The following is a 22,538-nucleotide window of genomic DNA, read 5'->3' as shown; positions in this document are numbered from 1 at the left end:
GAAAACGAATTGCGTTTTCTCCTAGCCTCTTAAAGGTGAGTTTGTTTTTTGTTGTTGCGTTCTAACTTTTTAAAGTGCTTGTGCACTATCCTGTCAGAGCTACACGCTTTGCGCCACAACCTTTTTCACGGTGTTCCCAAAGCAACTCCTTCATATAACTTGCATTCACTTCAAAATATAGAAAGCTATTTTGAGTGCTTGCTCGTTATCTATTCGGAGCTACACGCTTTGCGCCACAACCTTTTTAAAAAATTTCATCATGGGTCGTATTCAATTCCGTAATCTTTCCCGTCGCCAAGTAAACGATCCACTCACAAATATTGGTCACATAGTCACCGATACGTTCCAAATAACTCGCAACATTTAAATAGTCTGTTCCACTAATGACTGTTTCTGGATTAGCTTCCATATTTTTGATTGTTGCATTGTAGATTCGATTGAAATATTCATTTACACGTTGATCCATATTTGCAATTGTTCGAGCGTCTTTTTCGTCCGTTTTGACATAGGCAACCAATACATTATCAACCATTTTCTTAACATAGTCCGACATATCCGAAATTTCTTTTTCGATTTCAGGAATTCTCGTTTGTCCTTTGACGCGAATCGTTGATTTTGCAACAGATACCGCGTGATCCGCCATTCTTTCCAAATCAGAACTTGCTTTCATAACTGTAATAATCATACGCAAGTCTGTCGTTACTGGTTGTTGTAAAGCAATCATTTCAAAGCTTTTCTTTTCTAAACGAATTTCCATATCATTGATATTTGTATCGTTTTCGATTACTTCTTGTGCAAGGGCTTTGTCATGTTTCACATAAGAGCGAACAGACTTATGCACCGCACTGCTGACCATCATACCCATTTCATAAAATTGATTATGAAGGTTTAGTAATTCCTCTTCAAATTGCGTTCGTAGCATTTTATTTCCCCCTTATCCGAATCGTCCTGAGATGTAATCTTCTGTTTCTTGTTTTTCTGGATTCATGAAAATTTTCTTTGTATCATTGAATTCAATTAAATGGCCATCTAAGAAAAAAGCTGTTTTATCTGAGATACGAGAAGCTTGTGACATATTATGTGTAACCATGATCATCGTATAATTCTCTTTCAATTCTAACAACATACTTTCAATTTTTCCAGTTGAAACAGGGTCAAGCGCGCTTGTTGGTTCATCTAATAAAATAATTTCTGGATTGACTGCTAACACACGTGCGATACATACCCGTTGTTGTTGCCCACCAGATAAAGATAATGCGCTCTTATGCAGTTTATCCTTCACATCATCCCAAACAGAGGCAGCTTTCAGACTTTCTTCAACTACTTGATCCAACACTTTTTTATCTTTTTCGCCTTTTAGTCTTAACCCATAAATAACGTTCTCATAGATTGAAAAAGGAAAGGGATTAGGCTGTTGGAATACCATACCGATTTCTTTCCTTAGCTCAACGGTATCCGTTTTAGGACCGTAGATATCTTTTCCTTTATACAGCACACTACCGGTAATCGTTACACCAGGAATCAAGTCATTCATTCGGTTCAATGAACGCAAGTAAGTGGACTTTCCACAACCTGAAGGTCCAATCATCGCAGTAATCTCACCTTGGTTGATACTTAAGTCGATGCCTTTTAAAGCTTCTTTTTTACCATAATATAAATGAAGATCTTTTGATGAAATAATTTCTTTTGTCATAGTGAAGCCTCCGTTTTAACCAAAATGACCGGACACATAATCTTCGGTTGCTTGAATTTTCGGTCTAGTAAATATCTTTTTCGTTTGATCGTATTCAATCACTTTCCCTAAGTAAAAGAATGCTGTGTAGTCACTGATACGCGCAGCTTGTTGCATATTGTGCGTGACAATAATGATAGTAAAGTCTTCCTTCAAGTTCACTAGGGTTTCTTCCACAGTACCTGTCGAAATAGGATCTAATGCACTTGCTGGTTCATCCAATAATAAAATATCTGGTTTCATTGCAATTGCGCGGGCAATACATAGACGTTGCTGTTGCCCCCCTGATAAGGCTAATGCACTTTTATCAAGGTTATCTTTGACCTGATCCCACAAAGCGGCTTGTTTCAAACTAGTTTCAACAATTTCATCTAGTTTCTTTTTATCTTTTTCGCCATGTTGCTTCAAAGCAAACGTGATATTTTCATAAATTGATTTACTGAATGGGTTAGGACGCTGGAATACCATGCCGATTCGTTTGCGCATTTCATACACATCGACTTGTGGTGCATTGACATCAACATCCTTATACATGATTTTTCCCGTGATTTTTGTATTTGCAATTCCATCATTCATTCGATTCAGTGAACGTAAATAAGTGGACTTCCCACAACCAGAAGGACCGATCAAGGCAGTGATTTTATTTTTTTCAAATTCTAAATCAACACCTTTGATTGCTTCATTGTCACCGTACCAGACATGTAAATCTTCCGTGTGTAAAGCAATTTTCTTTTCCGGAGGCATTGTGATGATATTTGTATCATTCAAATTGTATTCTTTCATAGTTTCTTCTTCTCCTTAGGCTGAAGTCATTTTACGGTATAACCGTTTCCCAATCGCGCGTGCGCCAAAGTTGAAGAGCAAGACGGCAATGATCAGTACGGCTGATGCTCCAGCTGATACAGCAGCACCATCTGGCATCGTTCCTTCAGTATTGATTTTCCAAATATGAACAGCCAATGTTTCCGCTTGGCGGAAGATACTAATCGGACTTGAAACACTCAATGGGTTCCAGTTACTAAAGTCAAGAGCTGGCGCACTTTGTCCTGCGGTATAAATCAAGGCAGCCGCTTCACCAAAGATTCTTCCAGAACTCAAGATGACCCCCGTTAAAATCCCCGGTGTTGCTTCTGGAACAACAACTTTTAAAACTGTTTCCCAACGTGATAAACCTAAAGCTAAGCCTGCTTCTCGTTGTGTGTAATGAACAGCTTGTAATGATTCTTCCACCGTTCTTGTCAAAAGCGGTAGATTAAACACAGTCAACGCTAACGCACCAGACAAAATAGAGAAACCATATTGAAACTGAATAACAAAGACTAAGAAACCAAACAAACCAACAACGACAGATGGTAATGAACTCAAGATCTCAATAGAAGTACGGACTACATCTGTCAGCCAGTTCTTACTTGCATATTCAGAAAGATAGATACCTGCACCAAGTGATAAGGGAAAACTAATGATCATTGTAATCAGTAATAAATAGATGGAGTTGAATAATTGAACTCCTACACCCCCACCTTCTTGATAGGCCTTGGAAGGTTCAGTCAAGAACGACCAAGAGATATGAGGAATCCCACGTACTAAAATATACAGTAACAAAGCAGCCAAAATCAAAACAATGATTCCAGAAACGGCATATAAAATACCAGTTGCGATTTTATCGGAACGTTTTGCATTCATCTTATTTTAAGGCTCCCTTCTTACCAATCATGCGGATAATAATATTGAAGAATAATGACATCAATAATAGGATCAAAGCTAAGGACCATAACACATTGTTTTCAATCGTGCCCATGATCGTGTTTCCGATTCCCATTGTTAAAATCGAAGTCAAAGTTGATGCAGGTGTTGTTAGGCTAGTTGGCATCAATGCTGCATTCCCAATAACCATTTGGATCGCCAATGCTTCTCCAAATGCACGTGCCATTCCGAAAACAACTGCTGTCAAAATTCCAGGTACGGCCGCTCTAAGAACCACTTTATAAATAGTTTGCCATCTCGTTGCGCCTAAAGCTAATGATGCTTCCCGATAATGTCTAGGCACAGACTTCAGCGCATCAACAGTCATCGTTGTGACCGTTGGCAAAATCATAACAAACAAGACAAATGTTCCGGCCAAGATCCCGAAACCTGTACCACCAAAGACGTTACGGACAAACGGTACAATCACAGATAAACCAATAAACCCATAAACTACTGATGGAATACCAACTAGCAGCTCAATCACTGGTTGTAAAATTTTTGTTCCATTTTTCGGTGAAATTTCCGTCATGAAAACCGCTGCTCCAATAGCAAATGGTGTTGCGATGATTGCAGATAAAAATGTCACGATAAAAGATCCGGTGATCATTGGCAATGCCCCAACCATCGGTTTTCCATCTGGACCAACTTGACTTGGGTTCCAACTCGTACCAAATAAAAAGTCGAACACGTTCACCTTATCAACAAAGAAAGTTGCTAACCCCTTACTTGCAACAAAATAAAAAATAGCTAATACCACTAAAACAATTAAAGCGATACAAAGAAAACTAATAAATTTTCCACGTTGCTCCATTTTTGAACGCTTCGATTTTGTTAATAATACTTTTTTTACATCCTCCACAGATGACTCCCCCTTGCTCAGGTTTAACATACTTGTTTAGTGTACAAAACAAACATCAATTTGGTTTTAATAACATGTAAAAGTTTCGCTAAGTTTGTAAATTTTTTGTAAAGGTTATTCAGAAATGATGTTTCCTTCCCAGTCACGTTCCACTTTCATTTGTGAAACTGGGATATAACCTAGTTCACCAACGATATTATTTTGAATCTCGTCTGAAAGAATGTACGCTAAAAATTCATCCGTTAACTCCGTTGGCTTACCTTTTGTATACATATGTTCATATGCCCAAATAGTCCATTCATTGGTTGTTACATTTTCATCTGTTGGTTCTACACCGTCGATTTTAAGTGTTGCTACTTCGTCTTTTACATAAGAAAAAGCGACATAGCTGATTGCTCCAGGTGTGTCGGCAACGATTTGGCGAACCATTCCACTTGAATCTTGCTCTTGTGCTTGGATTGCAGATTCACCATCTAGGACCCATTTTTCAAATGTACTACGTGTCCCACTTCCAGAAGCACGGTTTAAAATAACCACTGCCTGATCGTTTCCACCAAGCTCTTTCCAATTCTTGATTTCACCAGTAAATAGTTTTTTTAATTCTTCCATGGAAATATCTGTGACACCCACTTTTTTATTCACAATCGGCGTGATTCCAACAACAGCAACTTTATGATCTACCAAAGCTTTTGCATCAATTCCAGATTTTTCCTCAGCAAACAAGTCAGAGTTTCCGATGTCTACGGCACCAGATTGCACTTGAGATAAACCAGTTCCGCTACCACCACCTTGGACGTTGACGAATTTTCCGGGATTTTCTGTTTGGTAGCTTTCCGCAACAGTTTCAACTAGTGGCTGCAATGCAGAAGATCCTACTGCTGTAATTGATTCCCCACGATCAATCCATTTTGCACATCCAGATAAAAGAATGGCTAATCCCAATACTGGTAATAATAATTTTAATTTTTTCATTAAAAATCTCCTTTAGTCATAAAGTAATTTTATTCTAACATTTTCCGTGTTTATTGAAAACGAATCAAAATTATTAAATAACGAATTGATGAGTTATTTTTGATAAAATAAAAATAAAACTATCTCATTATTTTTGACTATGCTATACTATTTCTGAAATGCGTCTCTCAAAAAAACTTGAGCGAACTTATTTCTTGCTTTCCCCAAAAATCAAGAAATACCCCAAAGTTCACAAAAGTGGATTGAGACGTTTTCTTCATTTCTGAATTTATTCAGAAGTGACCCCGATAAAAAAGGACTTGGAACATAAATCAGCGATTTATGCTTCAAGTCCTTTTTGCTTATCCCTCTTAAAGTAATGGTGAAACTAATCTTGCTAACCCTTCTTTAAGTTTGATTATCGTGCCTCTATTTTCATAAATTTCTCTTGTCAATTGTTTTGATACATTTGAGTCATCAAAAAATGCTTTGCGTACTTGCGAAGCCATTCGTTCATCATACACTAATGTATTGACTTCAAAATCTAAACGGAAAGAACGAACATCAATATTTGCCGAGCCTACCGAAACGACGCCCCCGTCAATAATCATCGTCTTCGCATGAATAAAGCCATTCTCGTAGGTTTCAACGATTGCACCGTACTCAATCAGTTCCGCTGCGAAAGAATAAGTTGCCCAGTAAACCAATGGATGGTCTGGTTTATTCGGAATTTGTAAATGAACTTTTACGCCTGCTAGCAAAGCCAGCTTGAGCGCCTCATGAATGGAGCCATCAGGAATATAATAAGGTGTCTGAATCAAAATTTCTCGTTTAGCTAAAGAAATCATTTTTAAATAAGTCATTTTGATCTGTTCGTGTTCCGAATCAGGCCCACTAGTCACGATTTGTACAGCCATGTCCCCTGTAGAATTAATCCTCGGGAAAAAATCTGGTGAGTAACTGACTTCATTTGTATGTTGAGAATTCCAATCCATCAAAAAGCGATTTTGTAAGCTATAAACAGCTTCACCATAGATTCTTAAATGGTTATCACGCCAATACCCAAATTTTTTGACCAAACCTAAGTACTCATTCCCCACATTGAATCCACCTGTATAACCAATCTGTCCATCAATTACAACGATTTTCCGATGATTTCGGTAATTGATTCGCGGATTGATATACGGAACAAATAAAGGGAAAAAGAAAGCAACTTCCCCGCCATGTTTCTTTAATTCATCAAAGAAACTTAGTGAAACTTGCGTAGATCCCCATGCATCTAATAAAACCCGTACTTTTACACCTCGTCGTGCAGCCGAGATCAAGGCATCCCGTAGTTCGACTCCCAAATCATCGCTTCGATAAATATAATACTCGAGGTGGATATGGTTTTGGGCATGATTGATATCGTCAATCAACGCATCAAATTTTTCACGGCCATCTGTAAATAAAGTAACTTCGTTTTGAGACGTGTATAACGTTCCTTCTGAAACAGTCAACATATAAATCAGTTGTCTAACATCGGCTTGTCCGGTTGGCGGATGGGGATACAGTCCACGTTTTAACGCTTGTTTATCTTCTTCAATTTCCAAATTCATCCCAATTTTTCCTTGCATCTTCAAATCAAAAATTTTATCTTTTGAAATTCCCCTACCAAAAAAAATATATAGAATAAATCCTAAAATTGGGATAAACATCAACACAAGTAACCAAGCCCATGTTTGTGCTGTTTCTCTTCTTTCACGAAACACAATGATTAGCGATAATAAAATATTCGCAATCAAAATGATCGTAAAAAAATTATCAACAATCACCTTCATGGATTCACCTCTTCATTTTCTAACCTCCTAAGCATAACCAAGTTTTTTTTTAAAGTAAAGAGAAAAAAGAATACGCTTCAAGCCATTTTTTCACCATAAAAAAAACATTGTACTCAGTTTTCATGAGTACAATGTTTTCTACTGTAAATGATTGATTAAATTTTCAGGAATCGTCTCATTGAGATTGTTGATCCTAAAGAACCAATGATTACTCCGATACCAGTCATCAAGACATTGATTTTCCAAACAAAGTCTGCTGGTTGTAATAATGAATAGTTCGAGCGCAAGAGTGATGGATTGACCAATTGGAAAATTTCACGATAACCAAATGTTAAGATCAACATCGGAATAATTGCGCCAATCAAACCGATCCAACCGCCTTCTAGGAAGAAAGGCCAACGAATATAGCCATTTTTTGCTCCAACTAAACGCATGATTTGAATTTCTCTTTGACGAGATAAAATCGTAATGCGTATCGTGTTAGAGATCAAGAACATAGCAACAAATAATAACAATGCCGCAGCTGCTAATCCCCATGTACGAACAGCTCCTGCAATTTCAAAAATCCGATCTGAAGAAGTACCTCCATAATCTGCACGATAAACGTTAGATAATTTTGCTGCTTCTTTTGAGACCTCTTTGGTATAAGAAGGTTCGGTTGCACTTACCACATATACATCATATAAAGGATTGCTATCTCCTTCAAATAGATTCCATGAATCACCCATTGCTGCTTGGATTTTTTTCAATTCTTGGTCTTTACTTGAAAAAGACACTTTTTCAACATGATCAAGTTTTTCTAATTCTGTTCCTAATTTTTTGATATCCGCCTCTTTTGTACCAATATCAACAAAAACTGAAACATCTACGTTTCCTTCAATATCTTGTGCAAGTTTGGTTGCATTCATAATAACAGCCATAAAAATACCAACAAGTGCTAAAGTGATTGTTACCGCACTAACAGAGGCAACAGTCATCCAGCCGTTACGTTTCAAGCTTTTGATACTTTCTAATAGGTGGCGGAAAAAGGTTCTAATCATCGTATCCGTATTCCCCTTCCGCTTGGTCTCGAATAATTCGTCCATTTTCAATAGCGATTACCCGATGACGAATTGTATTTACGATCGTACTGTTATGTGTTGCCATAACAACTGTCGTTCCTTGTCCATTGATGCGATCAAGGAGTTTCATGATTTCCCATGAATTTTCAGGGTCTAAATTACCTGTAGGTTCATCTGCAATCAAAACTTTTGGTGTGTTTACAATCGCGCGTGCAATCGCAACACGTTGTTGTTCCCCACCAGATAATTCGCTTGGAAAAACACGTACTTTATGTTTTAACCCAACTAAATCTAAAACTTCCATCACACGTTTTTTGATTTCACGTGGTTTACGACCAATTACTTGCATAGCGTAAGCAACATTTTCATAAACAGTTTTCCGTGGGAGTAGTTTATAATCTTGGAAGACAATTCCAATTTCTCTGCGTAAATAAGGAACTTCACGATTTTTGATAGCCATCAAATCGTGTCCTGCAATATTCAATGTTCCCTTAGTTGCTTTTTCTTCTCGGTACATCAATTTGATAAATGTAGATTTCCCTGCTCCTGATGGTCCAACTACATAAACAAATTCTCCTTGATCGATAACGACCGAGAGATTGCGGATGGCAGTCGTACCATTGGAGTACTTCTTCATTACATCCTTCATTTCAATCATGGCATTCTCTCCATATCTTTTTCAGTCTTCAGCCATTATAGCATGGCAATGTTTCAAGTTGCTTGCAAAATTTTACAATTTTATGTCAATTAAATAATAATCCACTAATGTTATACCAAATGTAGTTTTAGGTAAGCATCAATAAATAGGTCTATGTCTCCATCCATGACCGCTTGAACATTCCCGGTTTCCACATTTGTTCGGTGATCTTTAACCATTGAGTAAGGATGGAATACATAGGAACGGATTTGTGAACCCCAACCAATTTCTTTTTGTTCACCACGCAATGCTGCAGCTTCCTGCTCTTTTTTCTCTACTTCGAGTTGATAAAGTTTAGCCTTCAACATCCCCATTGCTTGCTCTCTATTTTTTAACTGGGAACGTTGTGCTTGGCTGGCAACCACTGTTCCAGTTGGTATATGTGTGATTCGCACAGCAGATTCTGTTTTATTAATGTGCTGTCCACCAGCTCCACTGGCACGATACGTATCGATTTTTAACTCATCTGGATTGATTTCAATATCAATTGTTTCATCCAGTTCAGGCATAACATCCACTGAACAAAAAGAAGTGTGACGTCTTTTTGCTGAATCAAACGGTGATATTCGAACCAAGCGATGAACACCTTTTTCAGATTTCAAATACCCAAATGCATTATGTCCTTTGATGAGTAAAGTAACACTCTTGATTCCCGCTTCGTCACCGGCTTGATAATCCAAGATTTCCACTTGATACCCATGCTGTTCTGACCAGCGTGTATACATACGCAATAACATGCTGCCCCAATCTTGTGATTCTGTTCCGCCTGCTCCAGGATGTAATTCCAAAATAGCGTTATTTCGATCATAAGGTCCATCAAGTAACATAGCTAACTCATACGTCTTCATTTTTTCATTTAACGCATGTAATCGTGTTTCCAATTCTGTTTGCATTTCTGCATCTGGTTCTTCTTGCAACAATTCCGTCAACAGTTCTAATTCTTCCAATTCATCCGCTAATGAATGGAATTGGTCATAAGTTTCTTTATTCGCATTATTTTCATTGATCACTTGTTGAGCAGCAACACTGTCATCCCAAAAACCCGGTTCAGCCATCTTATACTCCGCTTGCGCAATCGATTCTTCTAACTGATCTAAGTCAAAGAGACCCCCTAAAGCTTGTGACCTTCTCTTGCATGTCAGCTAACAAATTGCGAATCTCAAAAATTTCCATGTTTGCTTCCTTCTTTCTCTGGACAATCTTTTTCGTCTTCTTTTCACTTCTTTTTCTAGTCTACCAGAATCTAAAGATAACAGAAAGAAGGTGAGACAAATTCTTTCTAAAAAGAACTTCTCTCACCAGCTTCTTTCTATTTAAAAATGATTAAGCTTCATTTTTCCCGTGGCAGTTTTTATATTTTTTTCCGCTTCCACAAGGACAAGGATCATTTCGTCCAACTTTATTCACTTGAACTGGTTGTTTTTTTGCACTTGTGTTACTTTTTTCTTCTGCACTTGCTTCTGTGGCATGCGAAGCTTCGCCTTGAGATACTTGTTCTCGTTGAACATTTTGACGGATTTCAGCTTTCATGAATAATCGAGTCACTTCATATTCAATTGCACCGACCATATCTTCAAACATTTTGTATCCTTCTGTTTGATACTCAACTAGCGGATTATTTTGCCCGTATGCACGTAGCCCAATTGATTGACGTAATTGATCCATAGCATCAATATGATCTGTCCATTTTGAATCAACCACGCGCAAGATAACAACTTTTTCAAATTCTAAGAGTTGTTCAGGACCATTTAAATGGTTGGCTTTTGTATCAAACACATCCTGTGCTAACTCATTTAAATAAGCTTTCATTTCTTCTGGCGTTTTTCCTTCAAGCTCTTTCACACTGATGCTGTCTTCATGGACAATCGCATTTCCGGCAAAGTCAACAATGCCTTCAAGGTTCCAATTTTCTTTTTCTAGTTGTGTGTGTGCATCTACTACACGGCTAATTGTTCTTTTGACCATATTCATCAATGGTTGAGACAAACTAGTTTCTTCCATGATGACATCTTGACGTTGTTTATAGATTACTTCACGTTGTTCACGCATCACATCGTCATATTGTAAGACATTTTTACGCGTATCATAGTTGTTTCCTTCTACTCGTTTTTGAGCAGACTCAACTTGTTTTGTTAACATTTTACTTTGGATAACCGCATCTTCATCCCCAATTTTCATTCGATCCAAGAAAGCCTTGATTCGTTCTGAACCAAAACGTTTCATCAAATCATCTTCTAATGAAAGATAAAATTGTGACATACCTGGGTCTCCTTGACGTCCAGCACGTCCACGCAACTGATTATCGATACGACGAGATTCATGACGTTCCGTACCAATAACAGCTAAACCGCCTAATTCACGTACACCAAGACCTAACTTGATATCCGTCCCACGACCAGCCATGTTGGTAGCAATCGTAACTGCACCTTTTTGACCAGCATTCATGATGATTTCGGCTTCTTTAAAATGATTTTTAGCATTCAATACTTCATGCGGAATCCGTTCGCGATTCAACATATCTGATAGTAATTCAGATGTTTCAACCGCAACTGTACCTACTAAGACTGGTTGTCCTTTACGATAACGATCTTTGATATCTTGAACAACCGCATGGAATTTACTTTCCAACGTTGGATAAAGTAAATCTGCACGGTCATCACGAATAACTGGACGGTTCGTTGGAATTTGAATAACTTGAATGTTATAGATTTCTCTAAATTCTTCTTCTTCCGTTTTCGCAGTACCAGTCATCCCAGAAAGTTTTTTGTACATACGGAAATAGTTTTGGAATGTGATCGAAGCCATTGTTTTTGTTTCGTCTTCGATTTCTACGCCTTCTTTTGCTTCAATTGCTTGGTGAAGTCCATCAGAGTAACGACGACCATCCATGATACGACCAGTAAATTGGTCAACGATCATGACTTTTCCGTCTTGAACCACATAATCAATATCAAGTAACATGATGTAGTTCGCACGTAATGCTTGATCTAAGTGATGTGTCAAAGCAGTGTTTTCAATGTCATATAAGTTTTCTAACCCAAAAGTTTCTTCTGCCTTTTCGATACCCGTTTCAGTTAACCCAATCGTTTTTGACTGAACGTCGATTTTATAGTCTTCTTCTTCCTTCAAGCGTTTAACGAAGTTATCTGTTCTTGTGTATAAAGCAGTTGATTTTTCTGCTTGTCCTGAAATAATCAATGGTGTTCTGGCTTCATCGATCAAAATAGAATCCACTTCATCGACAATCGCATAGTTCAATGGTCGTTGAACCATTTGATTACGATAAACCACCATGTTGTCACGCAAATAGTCAAAACCTAATTCGTTATTTGTACTATAAGTAATATCACAATTATACGCGTCACGTTTTTCATCAGCTGATTTAGAATTGATATTCAAACCAACGCTAAGTCCTAAGAAATTATATAGCTCACCCATTTCAGTTGAGTCACGGGTTGCTAAATATTCATTTACAGTAACAACGTGTACACCTTCACCTGACAATGCATTTAAATACACTGGCATAGTAGCGGTCAATGTTTTACCTTCACCGGTACGCATCTCTGGAATGTTCCCATCATGAAGAACGATCCCACCCATCAATTGGACATGGTAAGGATATAAACCCAAGACACGTTTCGCTGCTTCGCGAACAACGGCGAACGCTTCTGGTAATAATTGGTCTAAGGTTTCACCTTTTTTGTATCTACCTTTAAATTCATCAGTTTTTGCTTGTAATTGCTCATCAGTTAAAGCTGCCATTTTGTCAGCATGTGATTCAACTTTTTTAGCAATGCTATCTAAACGTTTTAATTCTTTTTTATCATTTTCAATAATTGAACGTATAAAATTGGCCATTCGTTGTATAATCTCCTTTTTCTGCAATATCCATCTCGCTTATGTAGACTTTCCTATCCATTTTATCATTACTTATAGATAATTGAAATATCTTAGCTAGATTATTCTATGAACTTCTTTATTCTTAATAAAAATACAGCTTTTTTATGTAAAAAAACCTTATGGTGTCAAGCTAGACACCATAAGGTTTTAAAAAATAGTTATTTTTTAGTCAGTTTCGATTAAACCATATTTTCCATCTTTACGACGGTAAACGATACTTGTACCATTGGTTTCAGCATCTTCAAAGATAAAGAAGTTGTGTCCTAACATATTCATTTGTAAGACAGCTTCTTCACTATCCATTGGTTTCAACGACAAACGTTTTGTGCGAACGATATCTAATTCAGATTCGTTTTCGCCTTCCCCGTTTTCTTCATTGAATAAAACTGCAGCACTTGCAGTATTCATGCCAGTTTCACGAGATTTGCGGTTGATTTTTGTTTTAAATTTGCGAATCTGACGTTCCAATTTATCAACAACCAAATCAATACTTGCATATAAATCTGGTGAAGTTTCTTCCGCACGTAATACAAGATAAGGTAATGGAATCGTTACTTCCACTTTTGCTGTTTTTTCAGTATAAACTTTTAAGTTTACATGGGCTGTAGCATCGGGTGCATCACTGAAATAACGTTCTAACTTGCCTACTTTTTTTTCAACATAGTCACGAATCGCTTCAGTTACTTCGATATTTTCGCCACGTACATTATATCTAAACATAAAAATTACCCCTTTCGTCTACCACAATCAAGAAGGAGAAGGACCACTCTTTCCCTCTTCTTATTTATATTATATCGAACTCTAATCTATTTGCAAACTAAATCGCTACCAATTTCACGTATTTTTTACTTTTTGCTTTATCGTGCTAAAGAAAACGTCCGAACTTCAATTGGTTGATGTTCTGCAAGACAAGTCGCAGCATGAAATAACGTCTGTCCTGTTGTATACACATCATCAATTAATAAAATTTTACACTGTTTGATTTGCTCTGGCTCAACGCACAAGGCAAATGGCTGAGGCATCGCTAATCTCTTCACTCGAGAATGTTGCGCCTGCGCAGAATGGTGTTTGACTCGCTTAAGTAATATCTGAAAAGTCACTCCTGAAACTTTCAGCATCTGGCTCACTTGATTGAATCCACGTTGAGCTAGTCGTTCGTTTGATAATGGAATCGGACAAAAAAGATAATCAGGGAATCTTTTTGGTAAACTTTGCCATTGCTTTGCAAAAGTCCCTGCTAAACGAATATCCCCTGTAAATTTATATTGTTGGAACCACGTTTGCATCGCTTCATCATATTTAAAAAAGCTTCGATGGCAAAAATCATATGTCGGATAACGTTCTTGCCAATAAAGGCAATCTGTACAAAGGCGTTTCTGACTATGTGTGGATTTTCTCTCACTCTTCAATAAACTTTTTTGGCAACCATCACACTTATTTTCGCTGGATAAAGGAGTAAATAGTTTGGCACATTCCCAACAAAGTTCAACTGACTTTTTTCGCTGAACGAGTTCCTTGATTGTTAAATTTTTAATGATTGGCTTTTGGCAATAGCAACACTTCATTGTAAGAGTCTCCCCGCTTTGTTCATCATGTTGATTTCTTTTACTGCTTTTTTGATTGCACGCGTTTTTTCATGATAAAAGAAACAGACTTGGCTGTTACTGAATTCTCCCTTGCGATCTGCTCGACCGGCAATTTGGACCAGTGCAGATTTCGTAAAAACTTCATGTTCTGCGCCTAGAACAATAACTGAAATATTTTCGAAAGTAACACCTCGTTCAAGAATCATGGTAGTTAAAAGCACCTCATATTTTTGATGACGCATTGCTTGTACTTTTTCCTGACGTTTTTTATCTTTTGAAGATACAGAGGTAATGTTAACCGTTGGCAACCACTCTGCTAATTTCATTTGTAACTCATTCATCAATTCAATGCTTGGACAAAACAACAAGACATGGTTGTCTTTCACTAATGTTTGGATTTTTTTGATTAATGGGTTCATTTTTTTTCGTTTGTTTAAGCACAGGCGCCAATTATTCCAGAAAATGAGTCGTGGCTCGGGTAACAGTCGTTGATGAAAGCGTAAAGGTAAGTAATGGATCTGAAATGTCCGTCGGATTTCTTTTAGCAAACGTTCATCGGGTGTTGCTGTTAAATAGATCAATTGGCCATCAGGCTTCTTCGCTGTTTCCGTCGCATACTGAAGTCCTTGATCCCTGACATAGGGAAACGCATCAATTTCATCGACGACTAATAAATCGAACGCATGATAAAAACGATACAACTGGTGTGTCGTACAAATAACGAAGGAACTAAATGTATAGGGAACCTGTTGTTTGCCATGAAGTAAGACGGTTTTTTCTTCTGGAAAGACTGTAGTAAAACGCAGCAAAAGTTCTTGGCACACATCCACCCGTGGTGAAGCAATCGCCACTCGTTTCCCAGTTGCTAGCAACAATTGTAAAAGTGGATACAAGATTTCTGTTTTTCCGGCACCGGTCACAGCCCAGATTAAATGATGATCTGTGACTTGCGTAGTCAAACGTTGGGCGATTTTGGCTTGCTCTATCGTTAATGTTTTGTCCCAAGTAAAAATAATTTGACGTGGAAACAATGGTGGCTGATCAAATAACCATAATTCTTGGGTCGTATCGTTTCGTCCCAAAAATAAACAATGTGGACAATAATAGTCTTCTTCATTTAGTTTGGCCTCTTGTTGCTGAGTGATTTGTCCACAACGTTGACAAATGATCTGTTGGTTTCGTTTCATTACACTAGCAGTTCGTTGATACGTGACTTGATTCAGTATTTCTTTTGGTAGTTGTGCGACTTCTCTTGTTAAGAGTCGCCTTCCCCAAACTTTTTTGTGTGGCATTTTTCTTCCCTAAAAAAAGATACGCAAAAAAAGTGCGAGGCATTTTCGAAATGAAAAAACCTCGCACTTTTTAATTCGTCAGTACTCTTTATTTATCGCCAATTAGTGTCAAAGCTTGTTGTAACACTTTTTCGCCATTCATCATGCCGTAATCAGCCATGTTGATGATGTCTAATGGAATTCCTTTTGGCTCAACACGTTTTTCAAAGTCACCTTTCATAAAACGAACTTGTGGGCCTAATAATAAAACATCAACGTCTTTGCTTGCTAAATGATTATCTGCATCAGATGCAGATACTGCAAAGATATCTGTATCTAAGCCTTGTGCTTCCGCAGCTTTTTCCATTTTAGTTACTAATAAGCTCGTACTCATACCAGCTGAACAGACAAGCATAATTGTTTTTTTTGACATTGTTAATCTCCCCTTTTCTAAGCCAAGGAACGTAACCGCTTTCTTGTTCCTATGTATTTATTATAGCTAAAAGATAACGATTGTCAACGTTTTCTGAATGCGGTTCACTCATTGAACAACCAACTGGATTTTACTAATTGGTTAAAGACGATATATTCTTTTGCCAAATTAACAACAACAACTTCATATCCTGCATTCAGCCAACCATAAGCCCCTTTTTCCGGATGACGATAATCGTTTGCCCACCAATCCGTCGTCTGTCTGGCAGACTTTGGAAGCCCACTGTTAGGAAATAACAACTCATCCATTTGAGTAAACGTCAAAGTAATTTGCGAACCACCATTATTTTTTATGTAGTGGGTTATAGCATCATATTTTTTCACACGTTCTTTCATTCCCAACTTCACCTACCTTTCCTTCATTATCCCATAGTCCAGCATTTGCGCAACCATTTGGGAAGTTGAAACATCAAAAGATTTTTCATATACTAAAGAAAGTAACTCTTCATTTGAAATGAGGTAAAACAATGATTGAACGTTATCTAACGGTCAAAGAAGATGGCCAAAGTGAAATTGAAATAAAAAAGTCTCGGTTTATTTGTTCCTTCAAACGCGTGACGACTGAAGAAGAAGCCAAAACATTTATTCAAGCTATCAAAAAGGAACACTGGAAAGCAAATCATAACTGTAGTGCTTTTGTCATTGGTGATCAAAGCGAGATTCAACGCAGTAGTGATGATGGCGAGCCAAGCGGAACAGCTGGCGTACCCATGCTTGAAGTTTTAAAAAAGAATGAACTAATCAATGTTGTTGCCGTTGTCACACGCTATTTTGGTGGCATCAAATTAGGTACTGGCGGATTGATTCGAGCTTATACGCAAGCTGTCTCGCATGGTCTAACTGAGGTTGGGATTGTTGAAGGTACCTTACAACAGGAACTTGCCATCGCCATCACTTATCCACAACTAGGAAAGCTAGAAAATTTTCTTGAACTACAACAAGTGACTGTCAAGGAAACTCGTTACACCGATCAAGTAATTGTTGTTTGTATGATTAATGAAACAAACATCTCACAGTTTAAAGCAGCGGTCACCGAATTATTGAGTGGACAAGTTGTCTTCGAAGAAGGACCAATTTCTTATCATGAACAACTTTACACCAAATGAAAAATAGACAAAAAAAACAAGCTGAAACAACGAATTGTTTCAGCTTGTTTTATTTCTCTAGGTAAAATTCAAATCGGTTACCAACGTATTGCGTACGTACATATTCAAACGGCGTTCCTTCTTCAAAGTAAGAAACTTGTCGCAAGCGTAGAACTGCGTCCCCACGTTTGACTTCTAGATATTCAGAAATCTGTTCTGAAGCTAACATAGCAGAGATGGTTTGATTTGCATGACCAATTTTCTTTCCGCCTTTTTCTTCTAACGTTCGATACAATGATTCTGTAATTTCTGATTTGCTATATCCCTCAATGATTTTTTGTGGAATACTGGCAACTTCAAAACAAATTGGAACGTTATCTGCATAACGAATACGTTCCATTCGAAGAATCACGTCCTCTTTTTCTAATTGTAATTTTTCCATCTCACTTGAACTAGGTGATGTTAAGAAATAAGAAACCGTTCGGCTAGAAGGTACACGATTTTGTGACTCCATAATTTCGGTAAAACTAGTTGTCCCAGACATTTTTTCTTGAACTTTTTCACGTGCAACATAAGTCCCTGAACCAATTTTTCTCTCTAAGATTCCTTCGTCTGCTAAATTTTGGATTGCTTGACGCAAAGTCATTCGACTAACATTAAATTTTACAGCCAATTCTCTTTCAGAGGGAAGGCGGTCACCGATTTTCCAGACCCCTTGTTCAATCTCATTTTTTAATTGATCATGAATTTGTATATATACGGGTAACTGATTCGACATCTGATTTCATCCTTCCTTTCGTTTTCTTTATTATAACTGGTATATACCTGATTCTCAACAAAAAAAGGATTTTCTCCATTGAGCGGTTGAAACAGTTCAGCTTATTTTTCTTCAAAAAACGAGGAAAAAGTAAGTTTTAACCCTACTTTCTCCTCGTGTATTTTTATCTAATTAGGTTATTCATGAAATGGTTTCTTTCACTAATGTTTTATTAGCAGTCGCCATCATTAAACGAATACGATTTAATTGGTTGACGATCGAAACACCTGGATCATAATCAATCGCTGCGATATTTGCGTTAGGGTATTGACGACGCAATTCTTTAATAACGCCTTTACCAACTACATGATTAGGCAAACAGCCAAACGGTTGCATACAAACAATGTTATTCACATTATGTTTCAACAACTCAATCATTTCTCCTGTTAAGAACCAACCTTCACCTGTTTGATTTCCAATCGACAAGATTTTGCTTGCATCTTCTGCCAAATCTTGAATAGATTGGATGCCATCAAATCGTTCTGATTTTCTTAGTGCTTTATCCATTGGTTTTTCAATCATTTCAATCATCCGAATCGCAAATTGTGCGAGTAATTTACTTTGTTTAGCCATTCCAAGATTTTCATATTTCCAAACTTGATTGTATAGGGAATAGTTCATAAATCCAACAATATCAGGAACCACTGCTTCTGCGCCTTCTGCTTCAAGTAAGCGAACTATATCGTTATTCGCAGTTGGAGAATACTTAACTAATATTTCACCAACTACTCCCACTTTTGGTTTTTTCACATCAGAAATCGGTAAGGTATCAAATGCTTTGACGATTTTCTTCATATTGCTATTAAACAACGTCAAGGAGCCATTCCGAACATTTTTTTCCACTCGTTGAAGCCATTCTTCATGTAAGCGATCAACTGTACCTTTTTCTAATTCGTAAGGACGTGTACGATAAACAACTCGTTCAAACAAATCACCATATAAAAAGGCAATCGCCAAACGTTTTAACATTGGAAATGTGAATTTAAACCCAGGGTTTGATTCAACGCCCTTGTTCCCCATTGAGATCGAAACAACTGGAATATTTCCAAACCCAGCATCATTCAATGCTTTTCTAAGTAATGGAATATAATTCGTTGCACGACAACCACCACCAGTTTGAGTCATCATCACACTTGTATTTTCCAAATCATACTTACCACTTTCCAAGGCCTCCACTAATTGACCAATGGAGATGATTGCTGGATAACACGCATCGTTGTTCACATATTTCAGACCAACATTAATTGCTTCATTATCTTCTGCTGGCAAACAAACAACATTGTACCCAGAGGCATTTAACGCTACATCCACTAAGCCGGATTGATGAATCGGACTAAGCATTGGCAACAACAAAGTATGTTTTTCTTTCATTTCTTTTGTAAAGACGATTTTTTCTGGTTCTTCAAATCGTTTGACTGGAACAAAGTTTTGTTTTGCTCGTTCATTGACCGCTGCTTTTAAGGAACGTAATCGAATACGAATTGCTCCAAGGTTTGCTCCTTCATCAATTTTTAGAACTGTATAGATTTTTCCATATTGTTCCATGATTTCTTCGACTTGATCTGTTGTTACTGCATCTAAACCACAGCCGAATGAATTCAATTGAACTAATTCAAGATTTTTTGATTTTGCTACGACACGCGCAGCCGCATATAGACGTGAGTGGTAGACCCATTGATTCACAACACGTAAATTTCCTACATCTCCTAAATGGGAAATACTGTCTTCGGTCAATACATGGAAGCCTTCTTGTGTAATTACTTCAGAGATTCCATGATTGATTTCTGGATCTAAATGGTACGGACGACCTGAGATAACAATTCCTCGCTCATTTTTTTGATTCAACATCAATAAAGTTTCTTCACCTTTTTTTTGAATATCTGCCTTAAAGGTTGCTAATTCTTCATATCCATGATGCAACGCTTGAGCAATCTGTTCCTCCGAAAAACCAAAATCCGCAAAAGTTTGGTGTAGAACTTTTGCTACTGCTGATTCATTTGCTAAATTGATAAAGGGATTTCGATAATCGACTTTACCATCGCGAATGTCATCCACATTATTTTTAATAACATCTGGATAGCTCTGGACAATAGGACAATTGAAGTGATTATCCGCTTCAGCAGATTCTTGTCGTTCAAAAACAACTCCCGGATAAAAAATACGTGGAATACCCGCATCAATCATTGCCTGAATATGGCCGTGTGTGATTTTAGCTGGATAACATGCTGTGTCACTTGGGATTGTTTCCATTCCTTGCTCGTATAATTCTTTGTTTGAACGTGGTGATAATTCTACTCTAAATCCTAAATCAGTGAAGAATGTATGCCACAAAGGATAATTTTCATACATATTTAATACTCGAGGGATACCAATCACACCATTGACCGCTTCTTTTTTACGTAATGGACGATATTTGAATAAACGTCGATACTTATAGTCGACAAGATTGACCTTTTTGTCTTCCTTTTTGATCTTGATTCGAGCACCACGTTCGCACCGATTTCCAGTGATAAATTGACGACCATCAGAAAATAACGTAACTGTTAGCATACAGTTGTTTTCACACAAACCACAATGGGTAAATTCTTTTTCCGCAGTAAAGTGATCTAGCTCTTCTTCTGACAAAATGGTACTTTCTTCGCCTAGTGAATAATTTTCCATGGCAATCAGTGCCGCTCCATAAGCCCCCATCAGCCCAGCAATTGATGGACGAACAACTTCACGCCCACTAATCAATTCAAACGCGCGTAACACCGCTTCGTTGTAAAAAGTACCACCTTGGCAGACAATTTTTTCACCAAGATCTTCTGGTCTACGAACTTTAATTACTTTATAAATAGCATTTTTGATAACAGAATAAGACAATCCAGCAGAAATATCTCCTACCGACGCCCCTTCTTTTTGGACTTGCTTTACTTTTGAATTCATAAAAACTGTACAGCGAGAACCTAAATCAACTGGTGCCTTAGATGCCACGGCAGCTTTTGCAAAATCCCTTACATCATAATTTAATGATTGAGCAAATGTTTCAATAAATGAACCACAACCAGAAGAACAGGCTTCATTTAATTGGATTGAGGAGAGTACACCATCTTTAATCGTCATGGCTTTCATATCTTGTCCACCAATATCTAAAATAAAATCAACACCAGGTTGGAAAAAATTTGCCGCTTTGTAATGCGCCATCGTTTCCACTTCACCAATATCAACCTTTAAGGCATTTTTGATCAATAATTCGCCATAACCTGTTGCCGCTGCTTTTCCGATAAAAACATCTTCTGGTAATTGACTGTATAACTCTTTTAGCACTTTCATCGTTGTTTCTAAAGGCTGACCTTCATTATTTCCATAGAAAGAAAAGAGAATTTCTCCTTCCTCATTAATCAAGGTAACTTTTGTCGTTGTCGAACCAGCATCGATTCCTAAAAATGCTACACCATGATGTTTTGAAAGTGGCTTTTCTGAAGCAGTTGCTTGAGCATGGCGCTTTCGAAACGCGACCAAATCTGCTTCTTCTTCAAATAGCGGCGATAAAGTAGTTGAAGGTGTTAGCTTTGCTTGATCGCCATTTTCTAAAGCATCAAGCAAAGCAGCAATTGTCGTCACTCGTGCTTCTTCAGCATAGAAAGCAGCACCCATTGCCACAAATAGCTGCGGATTTTCTGGAAAAATGACATTTTCCGGCGCAATGTCTAATGTTTCAACAAAACGTTTACGCAATTCTGACATAAAGTACAATGGCCCACCTAAAAATGCTACTTTTCCTTTAATTTTTCGTCCAGCGGCCAATCCGGCAATCGTTTGATTTACTACAGCTTGAAAAATACTCGCTGCAATATCTGCTTTATCTGCTCCTTCATTGATCAATGGTTGCACATCTGTCTTAGCAAACACGCCACAGCGTGAAGCAATAGGATAAATTTGACGATATTCTTTGGCTAACTCGTTCACGCCATTTGAGTCTGTCTTTAATAAAACGGCCATTTGGTCAATAAATGCACCTGTTCCACCAGCACAGCTTCCATTCATTCGTTGCTCTAGTGCGCCTTCAAAAAAAGTGATTTTCGCATCTTCTCCACCCAATTCAATCGCAACATCTGTTTCAGGAATTATTTCTTCCACTGTGCGTGTACACGCGATGACCTCCTGAACAAAAGGAATGCTCAACACATCTGCTAGTCCCATCCCACCTGATCCAGTGATTGCCATGGCAATTGGTTGATCGCGAACCAATGCTTGTGCTTCCCGTAAAGTCTTGGCTGTTGCTTTCTTGACATCTGAATAATGACGTTCATATTTGGAAAAGATTGTTTGATTTTGCTCATCTAGTAATACTAATTTGACTGTCGTGGATCCAACATCGATTCCCGCTCGTAAGTTCATCTGTTCTCCTCCTCAAACAGACAGTTTGTTGATTATCTAACAAAGTGTCTGTTATACTACTTATGTATATTTTAGAAACAATTTGCTGGTTTTGCAACTGGCAAACACCCCTTATTTGTGAGATAAGCAACAAACAAA

General features: G+C 37.7%; 19 protein-coding genes. 1 reads left to right on the top strand and 18 read right to left on the bottom strand.

Annotation, left to right across the window (positions count from 1 at the left end; translation table 11 throughout):
* Positions 1-244: 244 nt before the first annotated feature.
* From phoU to AC4BC3_RS03165, 16 genes are all read right to left on the bottom strand, one after another.
* Positions 245-922, bottom strand: a complete 678-nt coding sequence (gene phoU, locus AC4BC3_RS03240; protein ID WP_067483819.1) for a phosphate signaling complex protein PhoU — start codon at positions 920-922, stop codon at positions 245-247.
* Positions 923-934: 12 nt separating this feature from the next.
* Positions 935-1,693, bottom strand: a complete 759-nt coding sequence (gene pstB / locus AC4BC3_RS03235; protein WP_206898443.1) for a phosphate ABC transporter ATP-binding protein PstB — start codon at positions 1,691-1,693, stop codon at positions 935-937.
* Positions 1,694-1,708: 15 nt separating this feature from the next.
* Entirely contained in the window at positions 1,709-2,515 is an 807-nt protein-coding gene (gene pstB / locus AC4BC3_RS03230) for a phosphate ABC transporter ATP-binding protein PstB (RefSeq protein ID WP_206898442.1), read from the bottom strand.
* Between the two features lie 15 nt (positions 2,516-2,530).
* Complete coding sequence (pstA, locus tag AC4BC3_RS03225; RefSeq protein ID WP_206898441.1) at positions 2,531-3,415, bottom strand: phosphate ABC transporter permease PstA; 885 nt, start codon at positions 3,413-3,415, stop codon at positions 2,531-2,533.
* A gap of 1 nt (position 3,416) precedes the next feature.
* On the bottom strand, positions 3,417-4,337 hold the full coding sequence (gene pstC / locus AC4BC3_RS03220; RefSeq protein ID WP_206898440.1) for a phosphate ABC transporter permease subunit PstC: 921 nt from the start codon (positions 4,335-4,337) through the stop codon (positions 3,417-3,419).
* Between the two features lie 114 nt (positions 4,338-4,451).
* Positions 4,452-5,309: a phosphate ABC transporter substrate-binding protein PstS gene (locus AC4BC3_RS03215; RefSeq protein WP_490466952.1), complete on the bottom strand. Its 858-nt coding sequence runs from the start codon at positions 5,307-5,309 to the stop codon at positions 4,452-4,454.
* Between the two features lie 350 nt (positions 5,310-5,659).
* Positions 5,660-7,108, bottom strand: coding sequence for a cardiolipin synthase (gene cls, locus AC4BC3_RS03210; protein ID WP_206907184.1), 1,449 nt, complete (start codon positions 7,106-7,108; stop codon positions 5,660-5,662).
* Between the two features lie 155 nt (positions 7,109-7,263).
* Positions 7,264-8,148 (bottom strand): permease-like cell division protein FtsX, encoded by an 885-nt coding sequence (gene ftsX, locus AC4BC3_RS03205; protein WP_206898437.1) that lies wholly within the window; start codon positions 8,146-8,148, stop codon positions 7,264-7,266.
* On the bottom strand, positions 8,141-8,827 hold the full coding sequence (gene ftsE / locus AC4BC3_RS03200; protein ID WP_206907181.1) for a cell division ATP-binding protein FtsE: 687 nt from the start codon (positions 8,825-8,827) through the stop codon (positions 8,141-8,143). The genes ftsX and ftsE overlap by 8 nt, the downstream gene beginning before the upstream one ends.
* Positions 8,828-8,937: 110 nt before the next feature.
* A protein-coding gene (prfB, locus tag AC4BC3_RS03195; protein ID WP_490466951.1) for a peptide chain release factor 2 occupies positions 8,938-10,039 on the bottom strand; the annotation gives its coding sequence in 2 pieces (ribosomal slippage) (positions 8,938-9,966 and positions 9,968-10,039; 1,101 coding nt in all).
* Positions 10,040-10,189: 150 nt separating this feature from the next.
* The gene (gene secA / locus AC4BC3_RS03190; protein ID WP_206907177.1) at positions 10,190-12,724 is read right to left on the bottom strand and encodes a preprotein translocase subunit SecA; all 2,535 of its coding nucleotides are present in this window, start codon (positions 12,722-12,724) and stop codon (positions 10,190-10,192) included.
* 207 nt (positions 12,725-12,931) lie between these two features.
* Positions 12,932-13,486, bottom strand: a complete 555-nt coding sequence (gene hpf, locus AC4BC3_RS03185; protein WP_067483801.1) for a ribosome hibernation-promoting factor, HPF/YfiA family — start codon at positions 13,484-13,486, stop codon at positions 12,932-12,934.
* A 137-nt stretch (positions 13,487-13,623) separates the two neighbouring features.
* Entirely contained in the window at positions 13,624-14,331 is a 708-nt protein-coding gene (locus AC4BC3_RS03180; RefSeq protein WP_490466950.1) for a ComF family protein, read from the bottom strand.
* A complete protein-coding gene (locus tag AC4BC3_RS03175; protein ID WP_490466949.1) occupies positions 14,328-15,644 on the bottom strand; it encodes a DEAD/DEAH box helicase in 1,317 nt (438 codons plus the stop codon). Before AC4BC3_RS03175 ends, AC4BC3_RS03180 begins: the two co-directional genes overlap by 4 nt.
* An 88-nt stretch (positions 15,645-15,732) precedes the next feature.
* Positions 15,733-16,056 carry a PTS sugar transporter subunit IIB gene (locus tag AC4BC3_RS03170; RefSeq protein ID WP_067483795.1) on the bottom strand — a complete coding sequence of 108 codons (324 nt, stop codon included), beginning with the start codon at positions 16,054-16,056 and terminating at the stop codon, positions 15,733-15,735.
* Between the two features lie 104 nt (positions 16,057-16,160).
* Complete coding sequence (locus tag AC4BC3_RS03165; protein ID WP_206907171.1) at positions 16,161-16,451, bottom strand: DUF7662 domain-containing protein; 291 nt, start codon at positions 16,449-16,451, stop codon at positions 16,161-16,163.
* 131 nt (positions 16,452-16,582) lie between these two features.
* Here AC4BC3_RS03165 and AC4BC3_RS03160 point away from each other — a divergent pair, with 131 nt between their 5' ends.
* Positions 16,583-17,221: a YigZ family protein gene (locus AC4BC3_RS03160; protein ID WP_206907170.1), complete on the top strand. Its 639-nt coding sequence runs from the start codon at positions 16,583-16,585 to the stop codon at positions 17,219-17,221.
* Between the two features lie 49 nt (positions 17,222-17,270).
* On the opposite strand, the gene AC4BC3_RS03155 is transcribed toward AC4BC3_RS03160, so the two are convergent.
* Both AC4BC3_RS03155 and AC4BC3_RS03150 read right to left on the bottom strand, forming a co-directional pair.
* Entirely contained in the window at positions 17,271-17,978 is a 708-nt protein-coding gene (locus AC4BC3_RS03155; protein ID WP_206898431.1) for a GntR family transcriptional regulator, read from the bottom strand.
* 180 nt (positions 17,979-18,158) lie between these two features.
* On the bottom strand, positions 18,159-22,400 hold the full coding sequence (locus AC4BC3_RS03150) for an acyl-CoA dehydratase activase-related protein (RefSeq protein WP_490466948.1): 4,242 nt from the start codon (positions 22,398-22,400) through the stop codon (positions 18,159-18,161).
* Positions 22,401-22,538: the final 138 nt, after the last annotated feature.

It is taken from the genome of Enterococcus sp. AAFC-DPL-6103 (assembly GCF_058216595.1).
This window is presented reverse-complemented; position numbering and strand designations above follow the sequence as displayed.